This is a genomic window from Azospirillum sp. VT-I1, assembly GCF_055698305.1.
In genome coordinates this window covers 174,164-188,625 of sequence record NZ_CP168804.1, presented here as the reverse complement: position 1 = coordinate 188,625, position 14,462 = coordinate 174,164, and the positions used below count along the sequence as shown (strand labels likewise).

Annotated in this window: 9 protein-coding genes; 3 read left to right on the top strand and 6 right to left on the bottom strand. The window is 70.4% G+C overall.

Annotation, left to right across the window (positions count from 1 at the left end; all coding sequences use genetic code 11):
• Positions 1 to 26: 26 nt before the first annotated feature.
• The 6 genes from AB8P05_RS23245 to AB8P05_RS23220 all read right to left on the bottom strand — a co-directional run bounded on the left by AB8P05_RS23245 (position 27) and on the right by AB8P05_RS23220 (position 11,247).
• On the bottom strand, positions 27 to 4,805 hold the full coding sequence (locus AB8P05_RS23245) for an alpha-2-macroglobulin family protein (protein WP_472761072.1): 4,779 nt from the start codon (positions 4,803 to 4,805) through the stop codon (positions 27 to 29).
• 167 nt (positions 4,806 to 4,972) lie between these two features.
• Complete coding sequence (locus AB8P05_RS23240) at positions 4,973 to 6,136, bottom strand: aminotransferase (protein ID WP_472761071.1); 1,164 nt, start codon at positions 6,134 to 6,136, stop codon at positions 4,973 to 4,975.
• A gap of 166 nt (positions 6,137 to 6,302) precedes the next feature.
• On the bottom strand, positions 6,303 to 6,593 hold the full coding sequence (locus tag AB8P05_RS23235; RefSeq protein ID WP_455175110.1) for a hypothetical protein: 291 nt from the start codon (positions 6,591 to 6,593) through the stop codon (positions 6,303 to 6,305).
• Between the two features lie 160 nt (positions 6,594 to 6,753).
• Positions 6,754 to 7,233 (bottom strand): hypothetical protein, encoded by a 480-nt coding sequence (locus AB8P05_RS23230; RefSeq protein ID WP_472761070.1) that lies wholly within the window; start codon positions 7,231 to 7,233, stop codon positions 6,754 to 6,756.
• 117 nt (positions 7,234 to 7,350) lie between these two features.
• Entirely contained in the window at positions 7,351 to 9,126 is a 1,776-nt protein-coding gene (locus AB8P05_RS23225; RefSeq protein ID WP_472761069.1) for an SLC13 family permease, read from the bottom strand.
• A gap of 84 nt (positions 9,127 to 9,210) precedes the next feature.
• Complete coding sequence (locus AB8P05_RS23220; RefSeq protein WP_472761068.1) at positions 9,211 to 11,247, bottom strand: AsmA family protein; 2,037 nt, start codon at positions 11,245 to 11,247, stop codon at positions 9,211 to 9,213.
• A gap of 221 nt (positions 11,248 to 11,468) precedes the next feature.
• Between AB8P05_RS23220 and AB8P05_RS23215 the strand changes: the two genes are divergently transcribed.
• The 3 genes from AB8P05_RS23215 to AB8P05_RS23205 are packed head-to-tail and all read left to right on the top strand — an operon-like array spanning position 11,469 to position 14,461.
• Positions 11,469 to 12,572 carry a hypothetical protein gene (locus AB8P05_RS23215; protein ID WP_472761067.1) on the top strand — a complete coding sequence of 368 codons (1,104 nt, stop codon included), beginning with the start codon at positions 11,469 to 11,471 and terminating at the stop codon, positions 12,570 to 12,572.
• 2 nt (positions 12,573 to 12,574) lie between these two features.
• The gene (locus AB8P05_RS23210; protein WP_455175115.1) at positions 12,575 to 13,882 is read left to right on the top strand and encodes a hypothetical protein; all 1,308 of its coding nucleotides are present in this window, start codon (positions 12,575 to 12,577) and stop codon (positions 13,880 to 13,882) included.
• A 36-nt stretch (positions 13,883 to 13,918) separates the two neighbouring features.
• Positions 13,919 to 14,461 carry a hypothetical protein gene (locus AB8P05_RS23205; protein WP_472761066.1) on the top strand — a complete coding sequence of 181 codons (543 nt, stop codon included), beginning with the start codon at positions 13,919 to 13,921 and terminating at the stop codon, positions 14,459 to 14,461.
• The last annotated feature ends 1 nt before the right edge of the window (position 14,462 follow it).

The following is a 14,462-nucleotide window of genomic DNA, read 5'->3' as shown; positions in this document are numbered from 1 at the left end:
GCCGGCGCCCCGTGGTTACTTTCACATCACTCCGGCAGCACGCGCAGGCGGGACACCGCGGTGCGGGCGGACAGGTGGGGACGCTGCAGGTCCTGCACCTGGGCGCCGGGGGCCGCGAAGTCGCCGGGGGTGACGGCGCGGACCAGATAGACCAACCGGAAGCGGGGGGCCGCCTTCGGCAGATCGACGGCGGCCAGGAAGCGGTCGTCGCGGAACTCCACGTTGCGCGCGGACGACAGCTCGCCCAGCCAGGACAGCTTGCCGAGCTGGCCGCTGTTGGCGAGACGGACATTCTCGATCTCGAAGCCGGCCGGCAGCGGGTCGCTGACCAGCACCGAATGGTCGAGCGGGTCGTTGACCTCGCCTTCCAGGATCACCACCAGCAGGTCGTTGTGGCGGACGCCGGCCGGATCGACCGGCCGGCCGGCCATGTCGAACAGGCGGCGGCGGATGGTCATCCCCTGCTCCTCTGCGCCGGCCGGCTGGTCGGGCACGCCGGACACCGACACGGTCTGCCGGACCTCGCCGCCCAGGTTGCGGACCGCCGGCGGAGCCGCCGGGTCGATGCGCAGGACCTGGGGCTTGGCGCTCTCCACCGTCTGGTCGCCGATGGCGAGCTTCATCGGTGCGGCACGGTCGATCAGGGCCTTGGAGGCCAGCAGCAGCCACGCCTGTTCCTGCGGGTTGGTGGTGCGCACCGCGGCGAAGGTCTTCGCCACGCGCTCCGCCGCCTGGAAGATGCGGTCGCGCTCGACCGCGCCGCTCTCCGCCATCAACGTCACCACGCCGGCCTCGTCCCGCAGGGAGGAGCCCTGGTCGCGCAGGCTGGCCGTCACCATCCGGGCGCCGGTCAGCTTGGAGAAGGCGTCCGCGGCGGCCGGCTGGTCGCCCAGCGCGGCGGCGGCAGCGGCGATCTGCGCCCGGCCGAAGTCGGTCTGCAGCCGGTCCCAATAGTTCTCGCGGAAATACCGGACGGCGCCGGCATCGATCATCTTCGCCCGCGCCAGCACATAAAGCGCATAGGCACGGCCCGGCAGGTCGGCGGTCTCCACCCAGGCGTTGTCGACCGCCTGCTTCATCCAGTCCAACCCCTTGCGATAGGGCTGGTCGGGGATGCGGTAGCCCGCCGCCTTGGCACGCCCCAGCACGTCGACCGCATAGGCGGTCAACCAGGGGTCGAGATCGCCCTTCGGCGACCAAGCGGCGAAGGCGCCGTCGGCGCGCTGGAAGGTCAGCAGCCGGTCGATGCTGCGCTGGACGCGTGCCTTGATCCGGTCCTCCGGCGCAATGCCCAGGCCGGCGGCGACGTCCGCCATCGACAGCAGCGGCAGGATGCGGCTGGCCGTCTGCTCCGCCCCGCCCGGTGCGGTGCGGTCGAGCGCGAAGAGCAGGCCCGGCAGGTCCAGGTCCGGCAGCGGAGCGACCACGGCACCGATGGACAGCGTCTCCGCCCGCAGGCCGGCGGCGATGTCGGCCGGGATGGTCAGGCTCTTGTCGGTGTGCAGGGCGGCGACGTTGCGGCGCGACACCGGCGGCGAGGCCGGGCGCACGGTGACGTCCCAGCGCCGGGTGACGCGGACGCCGTCCGGACCGGTGACGTCCAGCGTGACGTGGCCGGCACCCACGGCGGTGGCGGTCAGCACCCGGCCGGCGGTCGCCCGCTTGCCGCGCGCCAGCTTCGGCACCTCAAGCTCGGTCCCCGCCTCACCCTGGAGGATGGAGACGGCGCCCTCGGCGGTCAGGGTCATGCGGTAATCGCCGGACGGGCCGTTCAGGTTGTCGAGCGACAGCATCACCTGCGCCGAATCGCCGGGGGCGAGGAAGCGCGGCAGCACCGCGTCGGCGACGACCGGATCGCGCACCAGCATCTGGCTTTCGGCATGGCCGATCCGCCCTTCGCTCCAGGCCACGGCCATCAGGCGCAGCCGGCCCTGGAAGTCGGGCAGGTCGAAGGGAACCGAGACCTTGCCGTCGGCGCCCACGGTCAGGATGCCGGAGTAGAGCGAGACCACCCGCTCCGACTTGGGCGGAACCAGTCCGGCGACCTGACGCAGGCGCGGAGCCGGGGCCGCCGGCGGCCGGGCGGCCTCCAGGTTGGCCGGGTCGATCAGGCGGCCGTAGGAATCGCGCAGCTCCACGGTCAGCGGCCGCTTGCCCAGATAATGGCGGGACGGGTCGGGGGACGGCTGGTCGGTCAGCTGCATGACCGATTCGTCGACGGCGGCCAGCGTCACGAAGGCCTGCTTGCCTTCCGCGATGCCCTCCACCGCGATGTCGGCGGTCATGGCGCGGCGGGGCTCCGCCTCCGCCGGGGCGGACAGGCGGAGGTCCAGCGTGCGCGGCGCCTTGTCCATCGCCAGCCAAGCGAGACCGACGGCGCGGCGCGGCGGCTTCTTCGACTGCGGGTCGGAGGTGGCGAAGGCGGTCGCCAGAACATGGGCGCCGCTGGTCCAGCCCTGCCCGACCGGGATTTCCAGGAAGGCGCCCTGCGTGCCGATGGCGCGGGTGACGGCATAGGTCACGCCGCGGTCGGCCACCGCCACCAGAACCTGACTGTCATAGGGCGGCTTGACGAAGACCCAGGCGCTTTCCCCGGCGCGGTAGGCCGGCATCATCACCGAGACGTCGACGGCGTCGGGCCGCTCGCCGGCCGTCGGGGTCATCCACCAGCCGGCGGCGAAGCGGACGCTGGTGGCGACGCCGGTCTTGGGATCGAACACTTCCAGCCGGTAGCGGCCGGCGGCGACCGGTGCCTCCACGGCGGTCGGGCTGGCGGCCTGGGCCGACAAGGTGCCGCCGGTCACGCGCTGGTCCTTCACCGTGACCTTGTAGTCCCAGCGGCCGTTGGCCTCGTACCACGCGTAGTCGTACTCCTCCTCGAACAGCTCGTAGGAGAGGTCGGCGCGGTCGGCCGGCTTGCCGTCCGGACCGACGGCGATGACGTCGAAGCCGGCGGTGGCTCCCTCAGGAACGCCGTCGCCTTCGAAGCGCGGCTTGATGCCGATGGCGAAGGGCTGGTGGCGCACCGGCAGGACGAAGTCGCGGCCGACCGGACGGCCGCCGATGTCGAACAGGGTGGCGCGGACCACGGCTTCCAGCGGACGGGTGCTTTCCGGCGGCCGCGGCAGCTTGACCTTCAGGCGGGCCGAGCCGTTGGAGTCGGTGATGAAGCCCGGCAGATCGGCGCGGGCCGCCTTCGCGTCCTCCTGCGCCAGACCGAAATGGTAGCCCGGCAGGTTGGGATAGGGGTTGGCAGCGGAGCGCAGGGTCACCGTCAGCTCTCCCGGCAGGCCGGAGGCCGGCGCGCCGTAGAGAAAATGGCTGTCGAGCGCCACGTCGGCCTCGCCGTCGGCCGCCAGCTCCGTCGTCGGGGAGGACAGCGACAGGTCGAGCCGCGGGGGCACGAAATCCTCCAGCAGGAACTCGGCCTTGCCGACGGCCGGGCCGTCCGGCTCAGCGTGGGCGGTCACGGTCCAGCTGCCGGGGAAGGCGTTCATCGGCATGTCGATGCGGGTGGCGTATCCGCCGGCCCCGCTGTCGTTCAGGGTGCGCCGTTCGACCTCGAAGCCGTCGGGACGCAGGACGCGGATGGTCAGCGCCTTGCCGGTGGGCGGGTTCAGGTCGGTGTCGCGCAGCAGGGCGGTCAGCTGCACCGTCTCGCCCGGGCGGTAGATCCCGCGTTCGGTGTAGAGATAGGCGTTCAGCCCGCCGGTCACCGGACGGACGACCGGGGCCGGCTTGTCCGGCGACTCCGCCGACGGGGCGCCGCCGGCGGTCAGGTCGAGAACGGCGAAGTCGCCGTCGCCGCGCGCGGCGAACAGGGCCTGCACCGGCTCCGTCCCGGCGGCGCGCAATGCGGCGAGGTCGAAGCGGCCGAGCCCGTCCTCCCCGGTCTGGACGCGGCCCAGCTCGGCGCCGTTGCGGGCGACCAGACGCAGCTCCACGCCCGCCGCCGGGCTGGCGCCCTGGACCGAGCGGGCGAAGACCACCAGCGAATCGTCGCCGAGGATGGTGTTGAGGCCGAGGTCGGACACCACGAACCACTGGGTCGCCTTGCGGTCCCAGCCGCCCGGCTTGATCTCGTCGGCGCCGGCGACGGCGACATAGACGCCGGGCTCCAGCTTGCCCAGGACGGCGTCGATGGGGAAGGCGGTGGTGACGGTGCGGTTCGGCTGGTTGCCGATGCCCATCTCGCCGCGCCAGACCTCCTGCCCCGACTTGTCCAGGATCTCGCCGATGTCGTAGTCGGTCATCTGCTGGGTGATGCGGCCGAAATAGATCTTCTCGACCAGCGTCCGGTCGGCGATGCGCAGCACCTGCAGCTTCGCCCGGTCCAGGTTGATGGAGCGCAGCGGCAGCCCGTCCGCACCCACGCGCGGCAGGATGTAGCCAGCGCCGCGGAAAGCCAGCGAGGGCTTGCGGTTGGGCACCTGCACCTCGCGGGTGTCGGCGGCCGGCAGGCGCTTGCCGTCGATGCCGGGCAGCCCGTCCTTCAGCGTGACGCGGAAGCTCTCGCCATGGCGCAGCCCCTCGACGCACAGGGTGCGGTCGCGGGCGATGGCGGCACCGTCGACCGCCGGCTCCACCGCCACATAGTCGCGGTAGTTGACGGCGCGCGAGCGCTCCAGCCGGTCGGTGAAGGTGAAGCAGGCCTGGGGCGTATCACGCTCCGCCACCACCTCCACGCCCGACACGCCGAAGGGCACGGGCTCGGCCGGGGGATCGGCGGCAAGCGTCCGGGAAACGGTGAACGTGCCGGAGCACGCGACGAGAACGGCACAGACACGCGCCAGCGCACGCAACATTCGAGACAGGCCCCAATTCCGCGGGTGGGTCCGGAACCGCAAGACCGGGGACAGCCCTGGCGGCGGCTCGGACCTGGACAAAACCGGCGCGGAGTATGCCCAAGCGGCTGGGGTTTCGCCATGGCTTTGCGGCGGGGGCGCGCAGATGGCTCCCGCCGCGCCGACGCCTAGCTGCCCGCGAAGCGGTTGCGCAGGCGGGCGATGGCCTCGTCCAGCACCTCGTCCCGCTTGGAGAAGCAGAAGCGCACGACGCTGGTCGGCGCATTTTCCACGAAGAAGGCGCTGACCGGGATGGCCGCGACCTTTGCCTCCGCCACCAGCCAGCGGCAGAAGGCCTGGTCGTCGCCGTCGAAGCTGAAGCGGCCGATGTCGGCGGCGACGAAATAGGTACCGGCACTGGGCAGCACCTCGAATCCGACGGAGGCGAGGCCGGCGGCCAGCCGGTCGCGCTTGGCCTGCAGCCCGGCGGCCAGCCCGGTGAAGTAGCCCTCCTCCTTGCCAAGGCCGTAGGCGACGGCGGCCTGGAGGTTCGGCGGGGTGGTGAAGGTCAGGAACTGGTGGGCCTTCGCCACCGGCTGCAGCAGATGCGGGGCGGCGGTGACGTAGCCGACCTTCCAGCCGGTCAGCGAGAAGGTCTTGCCGGCCGAGCCGATCTTCAGGCAGCGGTCGCGCATGCCCGGCAGGGTCATCAGCGGGATGTGGCGGCGGCCGTCGAACACGATGTGCTCGTACACCTCGTCGCAGACGGCCAGTGCGTCATGGCGCTCGACGAACTCGGCGATCAGCTCCAACTCCGCCCGGTCGAAGACCTTGGCGGCCGGGTTCAGCGGGTCGTTGATGAGGACCAGCTTGGTGCGCGGCGAGAAGGCGGCCTCCAGGTCGGCGCGGCTGAAGCTCCAGTCCGGCGCCTTCAGCGAGACGAAGCGCGGCACGCCGCCGGCCAGCCGGACGATCGGCAGGTAGCTGTCGTACATCGGCTGGAACAGCACCACCTCGTCGCCCGGATTGATGAGGCCGAGCAGGCAGGCGGTCAGCGCCTCGGTGGCGCCGGAGGTGACCATCGTCTCGGTCTTCCAATCGACGTCCAGGCCGTAGAAGCGCCCGGCATGGGCGGCCAGCGCCTGCCGCAGGTCGGGGGTGCCCATCATCGACGGATACTGGTTCCAGCCCTGGAGCAGCGCGTCGGCCGCGGTCTGCAGCACGTCGGCCGGCCCGCGGTCGTCCGGGAACCCCTGGCCCAGATTGATCGCGCCATGCTCCTCCGACAGGCGGGACATGACCTCGAAAATGGTGGTGCCATAGCTGGACAGCAGCGCGTTGCCCGACTTCACCGCAAACCCTCCTGATGCGAACGGACGCACAAGATGGAGGCTGCGGGGCGCGGCTGTCCAGTGCCCGCTTCCGCAGGGCAGACCGCGGGCGGCGGATGGGGCGAACTGAACGTTTGAAACGGTGTGGAACGCTTTTCCGCCGATGTTCCACTGTTCGAGCGGCCGGTCAGCCGCGGGCCATCTTGCGCAGGCGGCGCTCGCGAAGCTTCACACGGATGCGTTCCACCGGGCTGAACATGCGGGGGTAACGGCGCTTGCTGCGCACGAACAGGCGGCGGGCGTCGGCGGAATTGCGCAGCACGATGATGCCGCCGAGCAGCATCACCGGCAGCCCGCCGGGACCGGGCAGAGGCGCCAGAAGCAGGCCGAACAGGATGATGGTGCATCCGGCGCCGATCAGTGCCAGCTGGCGCACCCGCGCGAAAGACAGCGTCTGGGCGGTATCGGGAGGACTCATCTGTGGTTTGCCAGGCTCCATGCTTTCCATTGGCCTGCATATGGGCCGGAAGGTGGCAGCCGAAAAGCCCCCTCCCCTTGCGGGCGGGGCATGCACAGGCCCTCGACCTCGAAAGGATCCCCTCTCCCCCCGGGGAGAGGGGGAATTTACGCACACCCCCTCAATGCAGCGTCTGCACCGGTTCCACGCGGGTGGTGCGCAGGCGGGCGGGGTCGAGGCGGCTCAGGGCGGCGTCGCGTTCGGCGGGCTTGGGCTCCCAGCCGAATTCGCGGATCAGCTGGTCGCGGGCGGCACCCGCGCGCCGGGACAGGCGGGCGCAATCCCCGTGACGGGCGTCCTGCGGGGAGGTGGTGCAGCGGCGGTCGGCGCAGCTTTCCAGCATCAGGCGGATCATCCGCTCCCGCTTGGCGGCGTCGACATAGCCCATCTGGTCGAAATACAGCTTGGTGAAGGCCAGTTCGGTGACGCGGGCGTGGCTCTTGCGGTCGCCGACGATCACCGCCGCCACCATCTCCACGCAACGGCCGGCGAAATGCGGCAGCGGGGCCGTGCCGTCATCGGCACGGTCGAGCATGCTGCTCGGCAGGTCGACCAGCCGGCCGGTCACGTCCTTCACCAGATAGCGGCGCCACACCGACATTTCCGCCTCCCGTCAGGCTCCAGCCCATAGGTCCAGCCCCCAGGGGGAAGCCTACACCAGACGGAGGGAAGACGGAACCGGCCGCGCGCTGCACATTTTCGTGAACGGACGGCTTTTTCAGTGCGGCGTCAGCGGCCAGAACACCGCGATGGCCGCCGTGCCCAGGATCACCACCATGATCGACAGCGGCAGACCAAGCCGCCAGTAATCACCAAAGCGGTAACCGCCCGGCCCCATCACCAGCGTGTTGCACTGGTGCCCGATGGGGGTGAGGAAGTCGCAGCCGGCCCCGATCGCCACCGCCATCAGGAAGGCGTCCGGCCGCAGCCCAAGATGGGTGGCGAGGCTGGCGCCGATGGGCGCCATCACCAGCACGGTCGCGGCATTGTTCAGGAAGGGCGTCACCGCCATCGCCGCCACCATGATCATGGCGAGCGCGCCGATGGGCGGCAGTCCCTGCGACGCCTGCGACAGCAGGCCGGCGATCAGTTCACTGCCGCCGGTGGTGCGCAGGGTCTCGCTGACCGGAATCAGGGAGCCGAGCAGGACCAGGATCGGCCATTCCACCGATTCGTAGGCCTCGCGCAGGCTGACCACCTTCAGTGCCATCATCGCCACCGCCGCCCCGAAGAAGGCGATGGCGACCGGAACCAGCCCGGTGGCGACCAGCACCACGGTCAGCCCCAGCACGGCGACCGCCGCCGCGCGCTTGGGCGTGCGGCCGATGGCGAGGTCGCGCTCGGCCAGCGGCAGGCAGCCCAGCTCCGCCAGCGTGTCGGCCATGGCCGCCTCCCGCCCCTGCAGGACGACGAGATCGCCCGACTGCAGGCGGACGCGGCGCAGCCGCTGGCGAATCGGCCGCCCGCGCCGGCTGATCGCCAGCAGGTTGGCGCCGAAGCGCTCGCGCAGGTTCACCTCCTCGATGCTGTGGCCGATCATGGCGGAGCGCTGCTCCACCACCGCCTCGACCAGGACGATGTCGTCCTCCTTCTCGACCCCCTCCAGATCCTTGTCGTGCACCATCTTCAGGCCGGCACGCTTGACCAGTTCGGCCAGTGCCGTGGTGTCGCCCTCCAGCACCAGGATGTCGTCGGCGAACAGCACCCAATGGCCCGACGGCACATAGCGGCGGTAATTCTCGCGCACGATGGCGGCAAGCGTCACCTCGCCCTCGCCGACCGCCTCCAGCTCCGCCACCGTGCGGCCGACGAACTGGGAGCCGGCGGGCAGCCTCGCCTCCGCCGTGTAGTCGTCGATGTTGAAGGCCGGACCGGCCGATGCCGTCCGTCCCTTGGGCAGCAGCCGGTGGCCCACAGCCAGGAAGGCGACGCCGAACACCGCGATCACCAGCCCGACTGGCGTGAAATCGAACATGTGGAAGGGCTGCCCCGTCATCTCGGCGCGCAGGCGCGACACGATGACGTTCGGGGAGGTGCCGACCAGCGTCATCAGTCCGCCCATCAGCGAGCCAAATGCCATCGGCATCAGCAGCATCGACACCGGTGTGCCGGTCCGCCGCGCCACCTGCAGGGCGATGGGCATGAAGATGGCGAGCGCGCCGATGTTCTTGACGATGGCCGACAGCAGGGTGACCGCTCCGGCCAGGATGACGACCTGCGACCACACCGTGGTCATCCGGGCGGCCAGCGGGCGCATCGCCGCCTCCACCACGCCGGACCGGCCGACGGCCGCACTGACCACCAGGGCCGAGCCGACGATGATGACGATGTCGTCCGAAAAGCCCTGGAAAGCCTGCTTGGCCGGCACGATCCCCACCGCCACCGAGGCCAGCAGGGCGATCATGCCGACAAGGTCGTAGCGCAGCCGGTCCCAGATCAGCAGCGCGATCACCGCGCCGATGATGCCGAACGATAACATCTGGTCGAAGGTCATTGGGAAAGGCGGCGTCCTTCCTGTCCGGTTTCCGGGGCTGCCCTGGCGAAAGGGAGCCGGACAGGAAGGACGCGGAGCGGACGGTCAGCGCGCGGAACCCGACGCCTTCCCCTCCCCACGGCCATTGCCCGACCCGCCGGACGCCGGCGCTCCCTTGTTCGGGGATCGGGCATCCTGCACCAGCCGGCCACACTGTGGCTGCTCATCACTGCCTGGGTCAAGGAAGGGGAGCACGCCGGCCAGCGGGGTCAGCAGCACGCCCAGCGCCACCGCCGCGGCGCCGCGGGCCGCCGACTCGGTGGGGTCTACGCCGATGTCGGGGTTGCCCAGCGTGCCGCCGACCAGCACCGGCACATGGGTGGCGAACATCTGCGGCGACTTGGAATCGCCGACGATGCGCAGGTCCAGCGCCTCGTTGCGCAGGCTGATCGTCCCCTTGCCGGTGACCAGCGTCTCCGGCGTGTCCAGCACCAGCGCCTCGGCGCGGGCAATGCCCTTCTCCACCGACAGGTTGCCGACCAGGCAGTTGAAGGGCATCGGTTCCGACCCGGAGATCACGACGCCCAGCGTCTCCAGGATGTTGGTCTTCAGCCCCTTGACCGCGAGGCTGGTGATTCGTCCGCCGTCCACCGAAACGCCGATCTTGCCGTCGGAGGTCGCCAGCAGGTCGGCCACCGTCTTGCCGGCACCGGCCAGCTGGATGCGCCCGGCCACCGTGCCGCCGATCTGGCCGGCGAAGGAGGTCTCGCTGAAGAAGGCAGACAGCTTCATGGCGCGGATGTCGAGGTTGGTGCGCAGGGCCGGAACCTTGCGGCTGCCGTCCACCTGCACCGTGCCGGCGATGCGCCCGCCGCCGATGCCCAGCGACAGCGGGTCGAAATGCAGGTCGCCATTGTTCAGCTTCACCCGCATGTCGAGGTCCTGGAGCGGGGCGAAGGGCGCCTCCACCCGCTTGCCGCGCAGGCGGACGTCCATGTCGGTGTTGCGCAGCATCGCCACGTTGATCGGAGTGGCGGGAATGACGCGGCCGTTGCCGCGGGTCGGGTAATCGTCGCTGCCGCGCGGCGAGGCGCCGACGAGGCCGGCCAGATCCTGCGCCGCCAGCCGGTTGGAGGTGAGGTCGGCCTTCACCATCGGCCGTTCGCCGTTGGTGTCGACCGACAGGTCGCCCGACAGGTCGCTTTCGCCGACCTTGCCGTTCATGCCGTGGAAGGCCCACAGCCCCCCTTCGCGCGACAGGTGGCCGGAGATGGAATAGGGGCGCGTCTTCGGCGTCGGGATGCCGAGGATCGGGAAGATTTCCGCCAGATCATTGCCGCTGAGCGCCACCGACAGGTCGACGCCCTCCAGCTTCACCGGCTCCGCCACCGACCCTTCGATGCGGCCCTTGGTCTTGCCGACGGCGGCCTCGATCTTCATCGGATAGGGCTTGGGGTCGTCGCGCAGGTAGAGCAGCGATCCGCCTTCCGCCGCCAGGGTGAAGGGCTTGCCGGCGAAGTTGCCCTTGCCGTTCAGCTGCACCGTGTCGGCGTCGTTGCCGCCGGTGGCGGTGTTGATGGTGTTGTCGATGTCGATGTCGCTGGTGGGATCGCGGTAACGCAGACGGCCGTCGGCGATCACCAGCCGTTCGATCACCGGGATGTCGCCGCGGTCATCGGGGGTCGCGGCCTCCTTCGCCACCGCCTTTTCCGCGTTGGGCGGGCCGAAGTTCCAGTTGGGCTCGCCCTTGTCGTTCTTCTCCAGGATCAGCTTCGGTCCCTGGAACTTCAGCTCCGGCAGTTCCCAGTCGCCGCGCAGCAGGGGCCAGAGCCGCAGCGTGGCGTCCAGCGCCTGGATCGCCACCATGTCCTTGTCCTCCCCGCGCTCCACCGCCCAGGGGGCGTTGGCGACGCGCAGCCCCTCGACATGGATGCGGATCGGGTTGCCCAGACGGACGCGCAGGTCGCCGTCGATGGCGACCTCGCGGTCCAGGGCGGCGGAGGCGCGGCGGGCGACGAACCCGCGGGCGTCGTTCCAGTCGAACAGCAGCACCACCGCGCCGACGCCGACCACGGCGAGGCCGACCAGCCCCAGAAGGCCGTAGCCGATCCACTTGAACACCGATCCCGCTCGCGCTGCCATGCCCCCGGCCCTCCGCAAACCGTCCTGTCCTGACAACGGCCGGCGGGGCGGAACGGCGAAGGTCCGGGGACGGGAGTACCGCAAGAGTTCCCATTCCCTAGCCCGAACGTGATATATTTTCGCAGGCGCTTATATTGGATTTAACGCAAAATTCAGCTTCCCCGGGCCGTAATCGGACGATCCGGTTTCGACACTCCCTGGCAGCCACGGCCGCAGACACGATGCGCTCCCTTACCAATTTCGCCCCGTCCACCTTTGAGGAACGCGGTGCCGCGGTGGCCTTCACCACGCCGGTGCTGGCCCAGACGCGGGTGCGCAAGGACAGCCGCGACCAGCTGGAGGTCCTGGTGCCCAACCTGTCGGAGGGGCGCGGCGTCTATGTGGTGCCGTGGAAGTCGCTGCCGCTGGCCTTCCCGATGACCGTGCACGACCGCATGCTGCACGACCTGATCGCCAAGGCCGAGGGCTGCTCCCCCGACGACATCCGCAAGGCGGTGCTGGAGGCGGCGCGCTGCGGCCTTGCCGGCGGCGGCGCGGTGGCGGCGGCGGAAGCGGCGCTGAACGACGACGAGGAGCAGCGGCTGCTCATCAACTACCAGCTGATCGTGGAGGCGCTGAAGGCCGTCGGCCTGGAATCGACCGAGATCCTGCGCGTCGGCCTCGCCTCCGCCGAAGGTCAGAAGCTGACCCGCGACCTGATGATGAGGGCGGCGCAGCGGCTGGCGCTGGAGCCGACCGAACTCTACGGCCGCATCGCCGAGCTGGCGGTGCTGATGGAGCCGATCGGGCTCGCCACCTCGCCCAAGCCGGCGCGGCTGCGGCGGCTGATGCGCGACCTGCAGGGCTTCCGCGACAGCATGACCGACTGGGCCACCGACAACGTGTCCGAAGCGGCGCCCATCGGCGGCTTCTGCGCCGAGGTGGCGGAGCACACGGTCAACCACGCCCGCAACGTCATCGGCCAGCTGGATCAGGCCATGGCCTCCTTCGAGGTCCTGCTGCGCCAGTGGGAAACCAAGCGGCCGCAGATCCGCAAGGCGTCCAGCCGGCTGTCCTGGCTGCTGGACGGCTGGGAATACCTGATCCTGCTGTGGAGCGACGCGCTGACCCAGGACCGCTACAGCCAGGACATGGCCGTCCACGACATCTTCCGCGTCATCCCGCTGCTGCCCCGCGACGAGGGGCGCGCCGACCAGTCGCTGCTGGCGGACAAGCTGATCTCCAGCCAGAAACGGTCGGTGCGCGCTTATGTCGACTGGCGCAGCGGCCAGCTGGACGTCGATCTGGTCATGCGGATCGAGACGCTGAAAGGGAGGGCGGCCTGACCATGGAGATGAGGGATCTGGTCGCGCTGGGCGACAAGCTTCTGGACATCGACGAGGCCAAGTTCCGGCAGGTGGTCGATCTGCTGGAGCGGATGAACGACCACCCCGATATCCAGCGCACCATCGCCGTGATCCGCCCCCGGCTGGTCGAGCTGCGGCTGCACCGCCGCCCCACCCTGAAGCGCCTGTTCTGCGACCCGTTCGAGGATCTGTTCGAAGCGTTGGGCAAAGCCGATCCGGTGCCGCTGAGCGTGATCGAGCGGTCGCTGATGAACAGCCTGTGGCCGCTGGTGGAGGCTGAGATCGGCAAGGAGCGGCTGCGCGCCTTCCGCCCCGCCCTGCAGGACGGACCGGAACGCAAGTCGCTGACCGAAGCCTTCTGGGCGGAGTGCGGGGTCGCGGTGGCGCGGATCGCCGAGGGCGCGGTCGCCGGCCATTACAGCGACGCGCTGGAGCTGCGGATCAATCCGGCGCGGATGCGGGCGCTGACCGACATCGCCACCATCCTGTCCATCGCGCCCGAGGTGACGGAAATGAAGGCGGCGCTGTCGCCAAAGCCGGTACCGAAGCTGCATGCCGACCATGTCGAGGCGATCCAGGCCATCGGCCGCCGCATCACCCGCGCCCGGCCGGAGGCGCTGAAGATCTTCGTCCTGATCGCCACATCGCGCCTCAGCGACCCGTCGGTCCTGCTGGGCGGGCTGTGGGACATGGATCTGGGCCAGAAGTCGGCCGACCGCGCCGCCCTGTTCATGGCGCTGAGCGGCACCGTCGTCGCCCAGATCGAGGACCGGTCGCGCGCCTTCCGCAGCGCGCCCGGCACCGGCACCGACCGCATGGCGGTGGCCGACCTCGCGCTCGACCTCGTCGCCAGCCTGGACGCCACCCGCGCGGCGATGGAGCACAGCCGCAACCGGGACTTCGACCAGAGGCTGAAGGAAGTCCGCAACTCCGTGCACGCCATGGTGAAGACGCAGGTCCTGCAGGACGCCGACGCCGGCATCGTCGCGGCCATCGGCGCGCTGGACGGCGGCGGCGACGGGCGGGCCCAGCTGGCCCAGGCGGAGAACCAGGCCCGCGCGCTGCGCAAATGCGCGACCATCGCCGATTCGCTGGGCCTGCGCGGCGAGCTGCGGGAGATGACGCAGAAGACCACCGCCTCGCTGACCGAGAAGGCCCAGCAGGCGCTGGGCGGCCCCGCCGGCAATGCCCGCACCGGCTACACCGCCATCCGCATGATCGAGCTGATTGCCGGCCCGGCCGAAGCGAATAAGATCATGGACGGGATCATGAACGGCGGCCGGCGTTGAGTTGAGTCGGGCGTGTGCGTATCGGAGGATCGGGTGATGGGAGCGGGATACACCGGCTGGGAACTGCCTGCGGAGGAGCGCGGCCGGCTGCTGGCCCTGGTCCCGCAGCGTTACGAGCGGCTCGTCGCCGACCATGTGACCCAGAAGTTCGGCGCCGGCCGGGATGAGCCGCTGCCGACCGAGACGCTTGCGGAGGTGATCGGCTGCGCCGACGACGGCGAGGGGGTGCAGGCGCTCATCGTCGCCATCGACGGCACCAGCGACCGGCCCGACGGATCGACCTACCACATCACATGGTCGCTGGAGCGCAACCGCCGCGCGGTGGAGTCCAACGACGTCATCCGCGACTATGGCTGGCGCCCGCTGGAGCCGGTGACGATCAGGCTGGTGCCGCGGTTTTTTGGGGGTGAGGGGGAGTGGTCACGGCGGGTGCCCCCTCCCCATCCCTCCCCCGCCTTTGGCGGTGGAGGGGGTAGGACGCTTGCGGGAACACAGCGGCAGTCCCCTCTCCCGCGATCGGACCGGCCTTCGGCCGGCCGAGAGCGGGGAGGGTTAGGGAGGGGGCACCCGTTGCCATAAC

Coding starts and splice junctions, on each gene's coding strand:
- AB8P05_RS23205 (WP_472761066.1), top strand. CDS start 13,919: ATGGGAGCGGGATACACCGGCTGGGAACTGCCTGCGGAGGAGCGCGGC.
- AB8P05_RS23225 (WP_472761069.1), bottom strand. CDS start 9,126: ATGACCTTCGACCAGATGTTATCGTTCGGCATCATCGGCGCGGTGATC.
- AB8P05_RS23230 (WP_472761070.1), bottom strand. CDS start 7,233: ATGTCGGTGTGGCGCCGCTATCTGGTGAAGGACGTGACCGGCCGGCTG.
- AB8P05_RS23235 (WP_455175110.1), bottom strand. CDS start 6,593: ATGAGTCCTCCCGATACCGCCCAGACGCTGTCTTTCGCGCGGGTGCGC.
- AB8P05_RS23245 (WP_472761072.1), bottom strand. CDS start 4,805: ATGTTGCGTGCGCTGGCGCGTGTCTGTGCCGTTCTCGTCGCGTGCTCC.
- AB8P05_RS23210 (WP_455175115.1), top strand. CDS start 12,575: ATGGAGATGAGGGATCTGGTCGCGCTGGGCGACAAGCTTCTGGACATC.
- AB8P05_RS23220 (WP_472761068.1), bottom strand. CDS start 11,247: ATGGCAGCGCGAGCGGGATCGGTGTTCAAGTGGATCGGCTACGGCCTT.
- AB8P05_RS23215 (WP_472761067.1), top strand. CDS start 11,469: ATGCGCTCCCTTACCAATTTCGCCCCGTCCACCTTTGAGGAACGCGGT.